Below are 15,550 nucleotides of genomic sequence, written 5' to 3' on the forward strand. Positions count from 1 at the left end.
GATCAGCCGTCGCACTCGGCGAGCAGTGCTTTCACGTCGTTCTCGATCGCGCGCATCAGCGGCCAGGCGTCGGGCATCTGCTCCTTGCAGGCGATCGCGCCGAAGTTCATCTGACCGTCGCAGGACATGACGGTCACGTTCAGTCCCATGCCGTGGGCGACGGGACCCAACGGGAACAGGGCGCGGATCCGCGAGCCCAGGAAGTACAGCGGGAACGACGGGCCCGGGACGTTCGAGATGATCAGGTTCACCACCGCCGGATGCCGTTCGGCGAGATGGTAGTTCGAGTAGAGCCGCGTCAGCGCACCCATCGTGATCGGCGGGATCAGCTGGGCCCACCCGCGCAGCAGGGACGCGTCGAGCGCGCTGTTGTGCGACTTCGCCGTCGTCGACATCTCGCGCATCGACCGGATCCGGTCGACGGGGTCGTCGACGTCGGTCGGCAGATGCATCATCATCGCGGTGACCTTGTTGGTCCCCGCCACCACCAGCCGGTCGTCGTCCTCGCCGTGGGTGGACACCGGGACCGCGGCGATCAGGGGACGGTCCGGCAGGTCGTCGGTGTCGGTCAGGTACTTCCGCAGACCGCCCGCGACCACCGCCATCACGACGTCGTTGATGGTCACCCCGAAGTGGTTCTTGATCTTCTTGATGTCGTCGAGCGAGATCTGGGTGAACCCGATCGACCGGTGCGGGGTGATCGTGCCGTTGAACGCCACGCGCGGTGCGCTGAACGGGGTGGGCATGGCGTCGGAACTCCGCGACCTGCTGGCCCACTGGAAGGGGACGCGGACGGTCTGCGGGAGCAGTCGAGCGATCGACACGGGCCGGCGTACGGCGAAGTTCACCAGCCCGTCCGCGACCAGGGCCGGCAGCGAGGCACGCCCCGCCGACGCCCGCACGCTCTCGTCGTCGAGATCGGGGGCCTCGGGGGTGAGCGAACACAGCTGTGCGAGGAGGTCGGCGGCGGACACACCGTCGACGCTCGCGTGGTGCATCCGCAGCATGATCGCGATGTTGCCGTGCGGGCGGCCCTCGATGACCCACAGTTCCCACAGCGGCTTGCTCCGGTCGAGCGGGACCCCGGCGATGTGCGCGCAGAAGTCGGCGAGGTCGGCGTCACCGCCCTGGTCGGGCAGCGCGACGCGGTGCACGTGCCGCTCGATGTCGAACGCCCTGTCCTCTATCCACACCGGGTGGTCGAGGTTGAACAGCGAGTCGTGCAGTTTCCGCCGGAACGTCGGCATCGCGGTGATGCGCCGATCCATCTCGGACAGCATCCGGTCGAAGGACCAGCCGCCGGGGACCGTGGACGGGTCGATCTCGATGAGACCGACCACCTGCATGAGCATCGACCGCGTCTCCAGGTAGAGGAACGACGCATCCAGACCACTCAACCGCTCCACGGACCGCCCCTGTCGTCGAGACCCGTGCCCACCGGATCGTGGGCGCCACCCCAACACTGTCCTCCGCAGCGAGGCGTTCGTCACCTGATCGGGACAGAAGGCGGCCCGACTAGTGTCGGGCCCATGCGACTGGGAGCACACGTGCGCAGCGACAGCGATCCGATCGGGGCCGCAGAGGAGCTCGGGGCCGACCTGCTGCAGATGTTCGTCGTCGACCCGCAGGACCGGAAGATGCCGAAGCCGGCCGAACACCCCGACGCGGAACGGATCCGGTCGTCACCCATCGACGTGGTGGTGCACTCGTCGTACATCATCAACGTCGCCAGTTTGAACAACCGACTGCGGATGCCGTCGCGGAAGGCCGTGGAGCAGCAGGCCACGGCTGCCGCCGACCTCGGCGCGATCGGCCTGGTCGTGCACGGTGGCCACCTGCGTGACGGCGAGGACGCGGGTGAGGGCTTCGTGAACTGGCGCAAGCTCTTCGAACGCCAGGCCGACAAGGGCGGCTTCGGGGTCCCGATCCTCATCGAGAACACCGCCGGCGGCGACAACGCCATGGCCCGCCGGCTCGACGCCATCGAACGACTGTGGGAGCAGGTCGGCGACTTCGACGACGCCGGGTTCTGCCTGGACACGTGCCACGCGTGGGCGGGGGGCGAGGATCTCGTCGGCCTCGTCGAGCGCGTCAAGGGCATCACCGGTCGCATCGACCTGATCCATCTGAACAACTCGCGCGACGAGTTCGACTCGGGTCGGGACCGCCACGCCAACCTGTCCGACGGACTGATCGACAACGACCTCCTCGTCGAGGTCGTCCGCACCGCAGGCGCGCCCGTCATCCTGGAGACCCCCGGCGACGGCATGGCCGACGACCTCGCCTACCTGCGCGAAGCGTTCTGAGCAGGCAAATCGGACGTAGCGCGAGGCGCTCGTGTGTGGTTATGCTCCCCTCAGTGAGATCGGATAGGCAGGGCTAACCTGCCGGCCGCGACGGAGGGTGACCATGTCGGTGATGACCGAGCAGCTCGGATCGCGCGTCGTCGCGACGGCGCCGACCGCCGACATCGAGACCTGCGTCGCCGACCTGCGGCCCGGCACCACCGCGACCATCGGCCGCCTGTGCGACGAGGCCGACGCCGCCACCGCACGCCGCTACTTCGATCTCGGCCTCGTCCCCGGCGCGCAGATCCGTGTCGTGCGTCGCGCTCCCCTCCGCGGGCCGGTCGTCGTCCGCGTGGCCGGCTACGAGATCGCCCTGCGGCGCGACCAGGCCCGCTGCATCAAGGTCGACCCCGCGCAGGCCCCCGCACCCCGGTGAGTCACGGCCACCACGGGGGGTCGGCGACGGCGGACGCCCCGGCGGGCACGCTCCGGCTCGCGTTGGTGGGCAGTCCGAACTCGGGCAAGACGACACTCTTCAACGCACTGACCGGGCTGCGCGCCAAGACCGGCAACTACCCCGGTGTCACCGTCGCCCGCTACGAGGGACGGGTCACCGTCGACACCCCCACGGGCGAGGACGTCGTCGTGCTGGAGGACCTCCCGGGTACCTACAGTCTCGACGCGATCAGCCCCGACGAGCAGATCGTCGCCGACGTCCTCGACCCCGACCACACCGAGTTCGACACGCCCGACGCGGTGGTCGTCACCCTCGACGCGACGACACTCGGCCGCTCTCTCGGCATGTTCGCCCAGGTGGTGGCCACGGGCATCCCGACATGCGTGGTGCTGACGTTCACCGACGAGCTGATCCGACGGCAGGGATCGCTGGACATCGCCGCGTTCTCGCGGGCACTCGGCGTCCCCGTCGTCGCAGTCACCGGCGGTCGCCGTTCGCAGCTCGGACCGCTGCGCGACCTCCTCGCCGACCCGTCGTCGTGGTCCGCGCCCGTCGTCGACCCGCCCACCGCGGTCGACGAGGTCACCGGCTGGATCGAGTCGGTGCTGACGGCCGCGTCCCACCGGATGCCCGAACTCGACCGGCGCACCCGACGGATCGATGCCGTCCTGCTGCATCCCCTGTGGGGGACGCTCGTCTTCTTCGTGACGATGTTCGCGTTCTTCCAGATCATCTTCACCCTCGCCACCCCGCTGCAGGACCAGGTCCAGGCCTTCTTCACGTTCCTCGGCGACCAGGTCCAGGCCCACGTCACCATCGGATGGCTGTCGAGTTTCCTCTCCGACGCGGTCCTCGGCGGCGTCGGATCGGTGCTGGTGTTCCTTCCGCAGATCGCGCTGCTGTTCATCCTCATCGCCGTGCTCGAGGGCGTCGGTTACATGGCGCGGGCGGCGTTCCTGATGGACAAGATCATGTCCACGGCCGGATTGGAGGGGCGGGCGTTCGTCGCACTGCTGTCGTCGCTGGCGTGTGCCATCCCCGGCATCATGGCCACGCGCACCCTCCCCTCGATGCGCGACCGCATCGCGACGATGATGTCGGCGCCGCTGATGACGTGCTCGGCACGGCTCACCGTGTACGTGCTGCTCGTCGGACTCCTCGTCGACCGCGACGCCCGCGTCGGCCCGTTCGGCGCCCAGGGCGTCGTGATGTTCGCGCTGTACCTCGGGGGTGCGGTGTCGGCGATGATCAGCGCCTGGCTGTTCAGCCGCTTCCGCAAGGGCGCCGGACCGCTGCTGCCCTTCTACATGGAGATGCCGCCCTACCGGCTGCCGTCGGTGCGCTCGGTGCTGCTCAGCGTGTACGACGCGTGCAAGGGGTTCGTGCGGAAGGTCTTCGTCATCATCTTCCTCACCACCGTGGCGCTGTGGTTGCTGCTGAACCTGCCGACCCGCTCCGACGCGGAGTTCCGCGCCGCCGGCATCGACCCCGCCGACAACGCGGCGACGTCGTCCTACGTGATCGACCACAGTGCGGCCGCATCGGTCGGGCGGTTCATCGAGCCGGTGTTCGAACCCCTCGGCTTCGACTGGCGCATCAACATCGGCGTCCTGGCCTCGCTGTCGGCGCGCGAGACCTTCGTCGCCACCCTCGGTCAGGTGGCCGCCGCCACCGATCCCGACGACCCGGCGCAGGCGCTGCGGTCGCTGAAGGTCTCCGACGGCGAACACGCCGGTGAACCCCTGTTCACCGCGCCGACCATCACCGCGCTGCTCGTCTTCTTCCTCTACGCACTCCAGTGCATGTCGACCATCGCGGTGCTCCGCCGCGAGTCGGGGTCGTGGCGGTGGCCCGCCCTCGCCTTCGGCTATCTCTTCGTGGTCGCCTGGGTCATGGCGTTCGTCGCCCGCACCATCGTCGCGGCGGTGGTCTGAGGGTGTCCGCGATCCCCGTGCACCCCGAACAGGTCGTCGGCGACCCGCGCAGCGTCCGCTGGGTGGTGCCGGCGGGTGTCCTGCCCGTCGTCGGTCCGCTGGCCCAGTTGCCGCCGGCGCTCGCCGCGCTCGCCGACGCCGGTGTCGTCGAGTCCGTCGTGGCCGAGTCCGCCGCCGTCCTCGTGACCCTCACCCCCGATCGGTCGTGGCGCACCGAGGGGGCGCGGGTCCGCGCGGCGCTGGGCGAGGACCTCGCCCGCCCGGCCGACTGGTCCCCCGAGTACCGCACCGGCTCCGACGACATCCTCCGCGCGGCCGCACACGAGGTGCTCGACGGCGACGTCGGTGCGTTCGTCGCCTCCCACGGCGGCGCGTTGCGGATCGTCGACGTCGCCGACGGGGTGATCACCGTCGACCTCGCGGGAGCGTGTTCCCACTGCCCCGCCGCCGACGTCACCCTCACCGACCGGTTCGCCGACGCCGTCCGCACCCGCGCTCCGCACCTGCGGGAGGTGCGCACCGCGCCGCGGACGACCGAACGCGGCCGGTTCGGTCGTCTGCTCCCCCTGTTGCCCTGACGGCCGCACGCCCCAGAACACAGTTCCGCGGCGATGCGGTGCAGGTCACAGCCGTGCGCTCGGTAGTTGTCCGGGGCCCAGTTCGACAGGTATATTCGGATTATTACTGGTGAGTAACTTACCGGGCGGCCAACTACGACGGCCCGCGGCAGGTCCTCGCCCCGCTCGACACCAACCCGGCGACAAAGGAACCAGTCATGGGCCATTACAAGAGCAACCTGCGCGACCTGCAGTTCAACCTGTTCGAGCTGTTCAAGCTCGACGAGGTGCTGAGCAGCGGCGACTTCGGCGACCTCGACGCGGAGACCGCGCAGGACATGCTGCGCGAGGTGCGCACGCTGGCAGAGGGGCCCATCGCGGAGTCCTTCGCCGACGCGGACCGCAACCCGCCGGTCTTCGACCCCGAGAACCACACCGTCACCGTGCCGGAGTCGTTCAAGAAGTCCTACAACGCCCTGATCGAGGCCGGCTGGGACAAGGTCGGCATCGCCGAGGAGCTCGGCGGCATGCCCGCTCCCCGCACCCTGTACTGGGCCATCGGTGAGCTCATCCTCGGCGCCAACCCCGCCGCGTTCATGTACGCCGCCGGCGCGGGCTTCTCGCAGATCTTCTACGACAACGCCACCGACGAGCAGAAGAAGTGGGCCCAGATCTGCGCCGAGCGCAACTGGGGCGCCACCATGGTGCTCACCGAGCCCGACGCCGGCTCCGACGTCGGTGCGGCCCGCACCAAGGCCGTCCAGCAGGACGACGGCACCTGGCACATCGACGGTGTGAAGCGCTTCATCACCTCCGCCGACCAGGACATGACCGAGAACATCTTCCACCTGGTGCTGGCCCGTCCCGAGGGTGCGCGTCCCGGCACCAAGGGCCTGTCGCTGTTCTTCGTGCCGAAGTTCCACTTCGACCACGAGACAGGCGAACTCGGCGAGCGCAACGGTGTCTTCGTCACCAACGTCGAGCACAAGATGGGCCTGAAGGTCTCGGCCACCTGTGAGGTCACCTTCGGCCAGCACGGCATCCCCGCCAAGGGCTGGCTCGTCGGCGAGGTGCACGACGGCATCGCGCAGATGTTCGACGTCATCGAGCACGCGCGGATGATGGTGGGCACCAAGGCGATCGCCACCCTGTCCGCCGGTTACCTCACCGCACTCGACTACGCCAAGCAGCGCGTGCAGGGCGCCGACATGACGCAGATGACGGACAAGACCGCTCCGCGCGTCACCATCACCCATCACCCCGACGTGCGCCGTGCCCTGCTCACGCAGAAGGCGTACGCCGAGGGTCTGCGCGCGGTGTACATGTACACGGCGTCGCACCAGGACGAGGCCGCCGCGCAGATCGTGTCCGGCGCCGACAAGGAGATGGCGTTCAAGGTCAACGACCTGCTGCTCCCGATCGTCAAGGGTGTCGGGTCCGAGCGTGCCTACGGCACCCTCACCGAGTCGCTGCAGACGCTCGGCGGGTCCGGCTTCCTGCAGGACTACCCGATCGAGCAGTACATCCGCGACGCCAAGATCGACACCCTGTACGAGGGCACCACGGCGATCCAGGCGCAGGACTTCTTCTTCCGGAAGATCATCCGCGACAAGGGCCAGGCCCTCGCACACGTCGCCGGACAGATCAGCTCGTTCATCGAGTCGGAGGCGGGCAACGGCCGGCTCAAGACCGAGCGCGCGCTGCTGAAGACCGCCCTCGACGACGTGCAGGGCATGGCGGCCACGCTGACCGGCTTCCTCATGGGCGCCCAGGAGAACTCCTCCGAGCTCTACAAGGTGGGCCTCGGTTCGGTGCGCTTCCTGCTCTCGGTGGGCGACCTGCTCATCGGCTGGTTGCTGCTGCGTCAGGCCGAGGTCGCCATCGCCGCGCTCGATGCCGGCGCAAGCGACTCGGACAAGGCGTTCTACGAGGGCAAGGTCGGTGTCGCGTCGTTCTTCGCCAAGAACATGCTGCCGGTCCTGACCTCGACCCGCGCCATCCTCGAGAACATCGACAACGATCCCATGGAGCTCGACGAAGCCGCGTTCTGACGGTTTCGCACCTCTCGCGACCAGAAATGCCTCCCGCGACCGGGATTCCGGTCGCGGGAGGCATTTTCGGTCGCGGGAACGGTCGGTCGGCGTGCGCGACCGCGTCGTTGACCCGCGACAGGGGAAGGTGTCGATGTGGTCCTGCTCCAGATCGAGCAGACCCGCCCGGGCCAGGGCGACCGAGACCGCAGCGCCAGTGCACAACCGGCGGCTCCAGTGGCCACCGCCGCTGGACATCGACGATGTCGACGCCAGACAGAACCGCCGGGTGCGCCCAGCGCTGACCTCGCATGTCCCCCATGCGATCCCCGCATGCACTTGACATCCAGCGCACTTGAGGTCCGACGCTGTCGGCATGATCTTCACGGCGAGTGAACGCGCATACCTGTCCACCCAACGCCTCGGTCGGATGGCGACCGTGCAGCCCTCCGGCTCCCTCCAGGTGAGCCCGGTGGGATTCCGGCTCGAGGACGACGACACGATCGAGATCGTCGGATACGACCTCGAGGCGAGTCAGAAGTTCCGCAACATCCGCGACAACGGGCGGGTGGCCTTCGTCGTCGACGACGTCGCGTCGGTCTCCCCGTGGCGGGTGCGCTGCGTCGAGATCCGGGGCACCGCAGAGGCGATCGACGGTTCGACGCCGGTGATCCGCATCCACCCGCGCAGGGTGATCAGCTTCGGGATCGACGAACCGGACACCGAGGCCCACGACCTGACGATCTCTGCCCGTACCGTCGGGTGAATCGAGCCGATCGGCGCGTGCCGACTCCGTCGTCGATCAGGAGACCGGCGTCCACTCCGTCGTCGGCTGCAGCACGGCCTCGGTGAGCGCATCGGTGCGCCAGGCGGTCACCTCGTGGTACTCGGGGTCGGCGACCATGTCGCAGAACGCCTGTCGTGACGGGTACCGGACCAGCAGCACCGTGTCCCAGGCCTGCCCGTCCTCGGCCACGAGCGCCGTCGACCCGTCGCCGACGAAGAGGACCTCGCCGCCGTACCGCGGCAGGAACGTCGTGCGCAGCGCCTCGGCGTAGCGGCCGTACAGTTCCCGCCCACCCTCGGCGTAGCGCAGGAGGTTCAGCATGACGACCGGACCGCCGGGGTCCTCGGCCAGCAGACGTTTCAGATCGGAACCGCGGGGATCGACAGCCATGACCACAGCCTCGCACACCCGTCGATCCGTCGTCGACGTCCTCGACCAGAACCGCCTCCCGCGACCAGGACTGCGGTCGGGGGAGGCGGTTTCGGTCGCGTCGCTGCCGGCCGACTACTTCGGCGGCATCCGGATGCCGCCGTCGACGCGGACGACCTCGGCGTTCATGTACGAGTTGGTGACCAGCTCGATCACCATCGACGCCAGCTCGTCGGGCTGTCCGAGACGGTTCGGGAACAGCACGCTCTGACCGAGGTGCGCCTTGAACTTCTCCGAGTCCTCGCCCTCGCCGTAGATCGGGGTGTCGATGAGGCCGGGGGCGACGGTGTTGACGCGGATCTTCGCGGCGGCGAGATCACGCGCGACGGGCAGGGTCATCCCGACGACACCACCCTTGGACGACGAGTACGCGACCTGACCGATCTGACCGTCGAACGCGGCGACGCTCGCCATGCTGACGATCGCGCCCTTCTCACCGGTGTCGGTCTCCTCACCGCGGCTCATCGCGGTGGCCGCCAGACGGATCGCGTCGAAGGTGCCGATCAGGTTGATCGCGATGACCTTCTTGTAGGTGTCCAGGTCGAAGGCCGAGTCGTAGGACCCGTCGCGGCCGATCGTGCGCTGCGCCGAGCCGATGCCGGCGGAGTTCACCAGCACGCGCAGCGGACCCAGCTCGAGGGCCTTGTCCACGGCGGCGGTGATCTGCGCGGTGTCGGTGACGTCGACCTTGGCGAAGACGCCGCCGATCTCGGTGGCGAGTTCGGTCCCCTTGTCCTCCTGCAGGTCGGCGACGACGACCTTCGCGCCCTTGGCTGCCAGCTGGCGGGCGACCGCGGCGCCGATGCCCGACGCGCCGCCCGTGACGATTGCACTTGCTCCGGTGATGTCCACGGGGGCAGCCTACAACGCACCGAGTGATCGTTCGGTTGAGCCGGTCCGGGACGTCATCCCGGCGAGGTGGACGCCGTCGAGCTGACCACCGTCCTGACGGCGAGGGCGCCGGCGGCCAGGGCGACGACCGTCGCCGCGAGTGCGGCGAGGACCGTGTCGGGTTGCGTCCACAGGATCGCGAGGCCACATCCGACGGCGGTGAGAGCACATCCGGCGGTGGCGATGTCGAGCAGCGCGGCGACCTCCAGGGCGGGTATCCAGCGCCGGATGGCGATCCGAGGTGGATCGGGCAGTGGCTGCGCGATGATGGCGTAGATGGTGATGACGATCGCGAAAGCGATGTATCCCAACGCGGTCGGCGCGGGGATGTCGGTGGTGCTCGGCTCGGCGCGCAACATCACGTAGCCGATGTCGGAGGCCGCTGCGGCGAGGAACGCGGTCACCAGCAGCATCGATCCGATCACGCGATGACCGCAGACGAGCGGGATGAGCGCCATCGCCGCGAGCGTGAGATCCGCGGCGGGGTAGAGCAGGAAGACGAGCACCTCACCGCGCACCGTGAACCCGACGGTGACGAGGAGCAGGGTCACCGCGGCGTAGCTCGCGCCGGCCAGGCAGATCAGGGACATCGCGCGTTGCCACATCCGGTAGGTCCGGGCGAGGCCGTAGTCGCCGGCGCGCATGTGCAGCCCGATCCCGATGGCGACGGGGGCCGCGAGCCAGAAGACGTCGTGGAGATGGCTCGCCGGCAGCGGTTGATCGGCGACGTCGCGTTCGACGAACCACAGCACCTGCGCGACGGTCCAGGCGCCCATCCCCGCCGACAGACAGAGGAAGTAGCGCCGTGTGCGGGTCTCGGCGGCGCGGCGGGCCCGGATCACGAAGGCCACCGCCGCGACCGCGGCGACGATGCTGAGGACCAGATCGGTGATCATCGTCGAGCGCGCGGTGTCGCGGTCGACCGACTGCATGACCGCGATTGCCACGCCCCCGCTGAGCAGCAACCCGCACCAGACCACCAACACCGACATCTGCCACTGCGACCGTGCCTGCGGGCCCGCGACCGCCGACATCGGGCCGTCGGCGGTCCACAGCCGCCGCGCGACCGCGACGTCCGCACCGACCGCGACGGCGACCTGCTCGACCACCGGCCAGGACAGTGAGGTGGCCGCCGGGGTGAACGCCTTGGCCACGGTGGTGTGGCTGTAGTCGGTGCGTTCGGCGATCGCTCGTAAACTCGGCGCCCCGTTGCGGGCGCGAGCGGACGCCAGATGCTCGAGCAGCTTGTGATCCATGTCACCGTCAGGCATGCGGCAGCTCCTTCGTTGCACCGGCGACGCAGTGTAAACGAGGTGCACAAGCCGTGTTAACACGCGGCGTACACACGTCAGGTGTTGCGTGACAGTGCAGGTCGGCGGTGGATTGGGGGCAGTTGACAGGCCGTGTCGCACGGCCGCGACTCCCCGGTCCGGTCCCGGGTGACCGCTGCACCCAACCCCCATCCCCTGGGTGCAGCGGTCCCCGGGGCCTTCCCTCCCGACTCCCCGCGAGGCGCGCCGCGCCGCGCGAAGAACGGAACGCCCTGATGTTCTCCAGCCCGGTGGTGCGGTGGACCACCGCAGCGTTCTCCGCCGGCGATCCCGCGGACGTGCGCGTCATACACGGGCGGGCGGCGAATCTCCCGGACGCCCGGCGCGACTCCGCCGACGCCGCGATGGCTCTGCTGCTCGAGCTGTTCCCGGTCGACGGGGTCCCCGTGTTCGCATCGGTCACCGTCGACGCCGTCGGAAATGTGGCGGCGATCGGCACCGTGGGCGACGGGCTCGGCGACCACCAGCGGCTCGTCGACAGCTGGCTCGAACTGTCGCGTCCCACCCGGACCGACTGGCCGGCGGAGGGATGACGGCGGTGGAGACCGATCCCCACCGCCGCGACACGCCGTCGGTACAGGCTCGGCCGAGTCCGGTGTGGATCGTCGAACTCGAGACCGCGTCCGACCCCCGTCACGTCCACGGCGTCTACGTCGACGAGAACGGCGCCCGCGCCGCCGTCGTCGAACTGCTCACCACCCGGTTCGTGCATCGCTGGTCGGACAGTGCGGTCTCCATCCCCAACCTGATCGACTTCCCCTCCATCGACGCGTGGCGCGAGGCCGTTCTCGCGATGTGGACGCTCGTCGACGCCGCCGACATCGCGATCGCCTGGGACGAGTGGGAACCACTGTGACCCGTTCGCCGCGCGGCGACGCGAGGCGCCAGGCGGGTCAGGGGCGGTGCAGCTCCAACAGGTGCCGACCCGAGATCACATGGGCCGTCCCCACGACCAGTCCGGTGCGGTCGGCGAGGTCGCGTGCCGCTCCGACACCCGCGCGCGCCCACGGGAACCACGGGCCGATCACCGACGGTGACTCCACCCGCACCGTGCCCGTCCAGATGCCGTGCACACCCGCCTCCAGTTCGACGACGACGCTGCCGCCGGGTGCGACGAGCCGCGCGGCCCGGTCGACGGTGGCGAAGGGGTCCCCACCGATCCCGACGTTGCCGTCGATGAGCAGGGCGTGCCCCCACTGACCTTCGGCGGGCAGTTCCTCGAACATGCTGCGGCGCATGGCGATACCGCCGCGACTGCGGGTCATGTCGACGGCTCGCGCGCTGCGGTCGACCCCGAGCGCGCACACGCCGTGGTCGATCAGCTCGCTGACGAGGCGGCCGGGACCGCATCCGAGGTCGACGGTGGGTCCGGTGCACATCTCCGCTACGTGCCGATCGAACGCGGCGTCGTCGGTCTCGCCGCTCGTCCCGAGCCACCGCGTGACCGGGAGGCGCGTACGCGTGCCGTCGGCGAGACGCAGCCAGCTGTTCTGCCCGCGCAGTGCGTCGTGGAACGCCTCGTCGAAGTGGGTGCGTTCGTCGGCCTCGAGCCCGGCCTCGGGCTCCAGGCCCTCCGGGGCACTCATGAGACCGCCGGGAGCAGTCGGGCCGACAGACGCGCGAAGGCGCTCGTCGGCGGACACAGCGCGGCTGCGGCGGCGACGTCCTCGGGATGGTCGACGTCGGCGACGACGGGGAGCACCGTCACCGACAGGCCGGCGGCACGCAGCGCCTCCTCGGTGCGGATGCCGGTGTCGGGCCGAGACATGGGCACCGCCGGCAGCGTCGACGAACCGACGGCGCCGCGCAGAGCGAGACCCCACCACCCGCCGTCGGTGGCGTGACCGAGAGCGGCCCCACCGTCGACGACCGCGTCGAGACCGGCCTCGAGGTGCTCGACGGACAGGTGCGGTGTGTCCATCCCGACCTGCATGACCAGGGCGTCGGCACCGGCCGCCGCGACCGCGTCCCGATGGGCGCGGTCGAGACGATCGCCGAGTGTGTCGCCGTGCTGATCCACGACGGTGGTTCGTGACAGACGCTCGTGCAGATCGTCGGCACCGACCGCGTCGTCGATCACACCGGCCAGCGACACGACCACGGTCGCGTCCGGCACGGACAGCGCGGTGTCGAGGGTGTCGATCAGGGCCGCCGACGCCAGGGCGGCCGCGTCCTCGGCGGTGTGAACCGTCATCAGACGGGTCTTCACACGGCCCGGCACAGGCGCCTTCGCGACCACCAGCACCACCCGAGCGGCCGTCATCGCAGCGCCACCAGGAAGTCGCGGGTCGCGCGGACCGACCCCATCATCGAGCCCGACACCTTGGACTCCCCGGCCGCGCGGGGGTTGTAGACGACGTCGCGTTCGACGACCAACCAGTTCGCCTGACCGGCGCGGACCAGCAGTTCGACCGGGTAGCCGAAGCGCATGTCACGCACCGACAGCTCCAGCAGCCGGGAGCGGCGCGCGGCGCGCATGGGTCCGATGTCGTGGACGTCGAGGCCGTGCAGGCGGCGGATGCGGCGCGCGACGAGACCGCTGCCGATCCGCGAGTGCAGTGGCCACACACCGCGCCGCGAGGGGCGTCGGCGACCGACGGCGAGGTCGGCGCCGCGACGGACCTCGTCGACGAGGTCCCGCAGATCCTCGGGATCCATGGATCCGTCACCGTCGATGGTGCAGACGATCTCGCCGGAGGCGGCGCGGACCCCGGCGTCGACGGCACTGCCGTATCCGGGCACGGTCTCCACGACGACGGTCGCGCCGTGTGCGCGGGCCACGTCGCCGGTGCCGTCGGTGCTGCCGTTGTCCACGACGAGTGCCTCGTACTCGTCCGGGACACGCGCGAGGACGCCGGGGAGGGCCTGCGCCTCGTCTCGGCACGGGATCACGACGGTGACCCCGCGTGCAGGGGTGTCGTCAGCCACGGGTGTCGTGCGCTCCCCCGCGGGTGCATCGCGTCAAGCTCATGAACGCAAACCCTAGCCCGAGGGCGTCGGTCGCAATGCCCGAGCGGGTCGACAGCCCCCCGCCATCCCGGTTGCTTACCGTGGTGCGCGTGACGGGCACGCGGACGGACGCAGACCAGCAGTCGGACATGTCGGACGTCGCGGGCGCCGCCTCCCCGCCGGGCGAGGCGCGGTGGTTCCGCGACACCGCCTCGATCCTCGTCGCTGCGGCGTTGTTGCTGACGTCGATCCTGGTGCCGTTCTACGGGTCGCCCGAACTGAAGCTCAACATCTTCGTGCTGGCACCGCCGCTGTTCGGCACCGTCGACCCGCATCACAACTACAGCACCGCCGTCGCCGTCGCGATCGGGTTGCTGGTAATCGTTCTCGGCCCGTGGGCCGCACGCACGCTGCGCTGGGGACCCCTGCTGGCCGTCACCTGGATCGTCGGCATCGCCTGGACGTTCAGCCTGGCATTCATCGACGGGTGGACGCGCGGGATCTCGGTGCAGCTCGACCGCCCCGACGAGTACCTGCCGACCGCTCGGGGCGTCTCTGACATCGGCCGCATGCTGGACACCTTCTCCTCCCGCATCCTCGACTTCCAGCCGAACTCGTGGCCGACCCACGTGTCCGGCCACCCCGCAGGCGCGTTGCTGAGCTTCGTCCTGCTGGACCGCGTCGGTCTGGGCACCGGGACCCGCGCGGGGGTGTTCTGCATCGTCGTCGGGACGAGTGCCGCGGTCGCGCTCCTCCTGGCGGTCCGCGCACTGGCCGGGCAGGAGACGGCCCGCCGGATCGCCCCGTTCGCGGCGGTCACGCCCGCCGCCGTGTGGATCGGCGTCTCGGCCGACGGCTACTTCCTCGGTGTGGTGGCGTGGGGCATCGCGTTGCTCGCGATCTCCGCCACGACGACCTCGGGGCGGGTCCGCGCCATCACCGGGATCGGCGCGGGGGCGCTGCTCGCATGGGGCATCTTCTGCAACTACGGGCTGACGCTGATGGGTGTGGTCGCCCTGGCCACGCTCATCGTCGCCCGCCGCTGGCGCCCCCTGCTGTGGGCCGTTCCCGCCGCGCTGGTCGTGGTGGGCGCCTTCGCGCTCGCCGGGTTCTGGTGGGTCGACGGCTATCACCTCGTCTACGAGCGCTACTACCAGGGCATCGCCAGCAAACGGCCCTACTCGTACTGGGTGTGGGCGAACTTCGCGGCGTCGATGTGCGCGATCGGCCCGGCGGCCGTGGTGGGTCTCGGCAGGACGCTGCGTCTGCGGGCCATCCGGCGACGCGAGGCCGTCGTGCTGCTCGGTCTCGCCGGGTTCCTCGCGATGCTGTTCGCCGACCTGAGCGGCCTGAGCAAGGCCGAGACCGAACGCATCTGGATGCCCTTCGGCGCGTGGATCCTCACGACCACCGCGCTCCTGCCGCCCCGACAGGCCCGGTTCTGGCTCGCCGCACAGGTTCTCACCGCCCTGCTCATCAACAGCATCGTGCGGACGCACTGGTAGAACGCGGGTGATCTCCTGCCCTGCGTCCACAACCGACACCTATTGAGTGCGGCGCGTGCAATGTGCACACGGTCCAGGCTATCCGTGTGGGTTGTGGACCTCCGTCTGAGGAGATCCGCCAGCTTCAAGGCAGGTGGGCGGGGATGATCGCATTCGAACGTCATCTGTCCAGAACCGCACGAGCAGAGTTCTTTTCGGCGGGTTCGGGCGGGGATCAGAGGGTGGCACGCGCCTCGATACCTGGATGGACAGCGTCTCACAGCGCAGCGTAGATGCCCGCAGCCGGCGGAAACGCCTCTTTCGACCTTTCAATTCGGTCTGAGACGTTCACCGACTCCGGGAAACCCTCACCGCCTGTGGCGGTACCAGCTATCGGGAGGGAACGTAGTCGC

Annotated in this window: 16 protein-coding genes; 9 read left to right on the forward strand and 7 right to left on the reverse strand. The window is 69.7% G+C overall.

From position 1 onward, the window contains the following. Positions 1 to 2: 2 nt before the first annotated feature. On the reverse strand, positions 3 to 1,406 hold the full coding sequence (locus ACXVUM_RS05560; RefSeq protein ID WP_458520843.1) for a WS/DGAT/MGAT family O-acyltransferase: 1,404 nt from the start codon (positions 1,404 to 1,406) through the stop codon (positions 3 to 5). 123 nt (positions 1,407 to 1,529) lie between these two features. On the opposite strand from ACXVUM_RS05560, the gene ACXVUM_RS05565 reads away from it, so the two are divergent. From ACXVUM_RS05565 to ACXVUM_RS05590, 6 genes are all read left to right on the forward strand, one after another. Beyond that, positions 1,530 to 2,306: a deoxyribonuclease IV gene (locus ACXVUM_RS05565; protein WP_458520844.1), complete on the forward strand. Its 777-nt coding sequence runs from the start codon at positions 1,530 to 1,532 to the stop codon at positions 2,304 to 2,306. A gap of 112 nt (positions 2,307 to 2,418) precedes the next feature. Next, on the forward strand, positions 2,419 to 2,724 hold the full coding sequence (locus ACXVUM_RS05570; protein WP_458520845.1) for a FeoA family protein: 306 nt from the start codon (positions 2,419 to 2,421) through the stop codon (positions 2,722 to 2,724). A gap of 65 nt (positions 2,725 to 2,789) precedes the next feature. Next, positions 2,790 to 4,679: a ferrous iron transporter B gene (gene feoB, locus ACXVUM_RS05575; protein WP_458520846.1), complete on the forward strand. Its 1,890-nt coding sequence runs from the start codon at positions 2,790 to 2,792 to the stop codon at positions 4,677 to 4,679. A gap of 2 nt (positions 4,680 to 4,681) precedes the next feature. Beyond that, positions 4,682 to 5,257 (forward strand): NifU family protein, encoded by a 576-nt coding sequence (locus ACXVUM_RS05580; RefSeq protein WP_458520847.1) that lies wholly within the window; start codon positions 4,682 to 4,684, stop codon positions 5,255 to 5,257. Between the two features lie 197 nt (positions 5,258 to 5,454). Further along, on the forward strand, positions 5,455 to 7,287 hold the full coding sequence (locus tag ACXVUM_RS05585) for an acyl-CoA dehydrogenase (protein WP_458520848.1): 1,833 nt from the start codon (positions 5,455 to 5,457) through the stop codon (positions 7,285 to 7,287). A gap of 355 nt (positions 7,288 to 7,642) precedes the next feature. After that, positions 7,643 to 8,032, forward strand: coding sequence for a PPOX class F420-dependent oxidoreductase (locus tag ACXVUM_RS05590; RefSeq protein WP_458520849.1), 390 nt, complete (start codon positions 7,643 to 7,645; stop codon positions 8,030 to 8,032). Between the two features lie 36 nt (positions 8,033 to 8,068). Here the strand turns inward: ACXVUM_RS05590 and ACXVUM_RS05595 are convergent, their stop codons facing one another. The 3 genes from ACXVUM_RS05595 to ACXVUM_RS05605 all read right to left on the reverse strand — a co-directional run bounded on the left by ACXVUM_RS05595 (position 8,069) and on the right by ACXVUM_RS05605 (position 10,644). Then, positions 8,069 to 8,443, reverse strand: coding sequence for a DUF1330 domain-containing protein (locus tag ACXVUM_RS05595; protein ID WP_458520850.1), 375 nt, complete (start codon positions 8,441 to 8,443; stop codon positions 8,069 to 8,071). A gap of 114 nt (positions 8,444 to 8,557) precedes the next feature. After that, positions 8,558 to 9,334, reverse strand: a complete 777-nt coding sequence (locus ACXVUM_RS05600; protein ID WP_458520851.1) for an SDR family NAD(P)-dependent oxidoreductase — start codon at positions 9,332 to 9,334, stop codon at positions 8,558 to 8,560. Positions 9,335 to 9,387: 53 nt separating this feature from the next. After that, positions 9,388 to 10,644: a hypothetical protein gene (locus ACXVUM_RS05605; RefSeq protein WP_458520852.1), complete on the reverse strand. Its 1,257-nt coding sequence runs from the start codon at positions 10,642 to 10,644 to the stop codon at positions 9,388 to 9,390. Positions 10,645 to 10,919: 275 nt separating this feature from the next. Here ACXVUM_RS05605 and ACXVUM_RS05610 point away from each other — a divergent pair, with 275 nt between their 5' ends. After that, entirely contained in the window at positions 10,920 to 11,237 is a 318-nt protein-coding gene (locus ACXVUM_RS05610; RefSeq protein WP_458520853.1) for a hypothetical protein, read from the forward strand. Between the two features lie 5 nt (positions 11,238 to 11,242). After that, positions 11,243 to 11,560: a hypothetical protein gene (locus ACXVUM_RS05615; protein ID WP_458520854.1), complete on the forward strand. Its 318-nt coding sequence runs from the start codon at positions 11,243 to 11,245 to the stop codon at positions 11,558 to 11,560. A 37-nt stretch (positions 11,561 to 11,597) separates the two neighbouring features. Here ACXVUM_RS05615 and ACXVUM_RS05620 read toward each other — a convergent pair whose 3' ends face one another. Genes ACXVUM_RS05620 through ACXVUM_RS05630 form a run of 3 tightly spaced genes read right to left on the reverse strand, consistent with a single transcriptional unit; the run spans position 11,598 to position 13,632 of the window. Then, the gene (locus ACXVUM_RS05620; RefSeq protein WP_458520855.1) at positions 11,598 to 12,290 is read right to left on the reverse strand and encodes a class I SAM-dependent methyltransferase; all 693 of its coding nucleotides are present in this window, start codon (positions 12,288 to 12,290) and stop codon (positions 11,598 to 11,600) included. Continuing rightward, positions 12,287 to 12,967, reverse strand: coding sequence for a TIGR04282 family arsenosugar biosynthesis glycosyltransferase (locus ACXVUM_RS05625; RefSeq protein WP_458520856.1), 681 nt, complete (start codon positions 12,965 to 12,967; stop codon positions 12,287 to 12,289). The genes ACXVUM_RS05620 and ACXVUM_RS05625 overlap by 4 nt, the downstream gene beginning before the upstream one ends. Then, on the reverse strand, positions 12,964 to 13,632 hold the full coding sequence (locus ACXVUM_RS05630; protein ID WP_458520857.1) for a glycosyltransferase family 2 protein: 669 nt from the start codon (positions 13,630 to 13,632) through the stop codon (positions 12,964 to 12,966). Before ACXVUM_RS05630 ends, ACXVUM_RS05625 begins: the two co-directional genes overlap by 4 nt. A gap of 170 nt (positions 13,633 to 13,802) precedes the next feature. Here ACXVUM_RS05630 and ACXVUM_RS05635 point away from each other — a divergent pair, with 170 nt between their 5' ends. Next, on the forward strand, positions 13,803 to 15,158 hold the full coding sequence (locus ACXVUM_RS05635) for a hypothetical protein (protein ID WP_458522790.1): 1,356 nt from the start codon (positions 13,803 to 13,805) through the stop codon (positions 15,156 to 15,158). Positions 15,159 to 15,550: the final 392 nt, after the last annotated feature.

The sequence above is a fragment of the Williamsia sp. SKLECPSW1 genome (genome assembly GCF_054332755.1).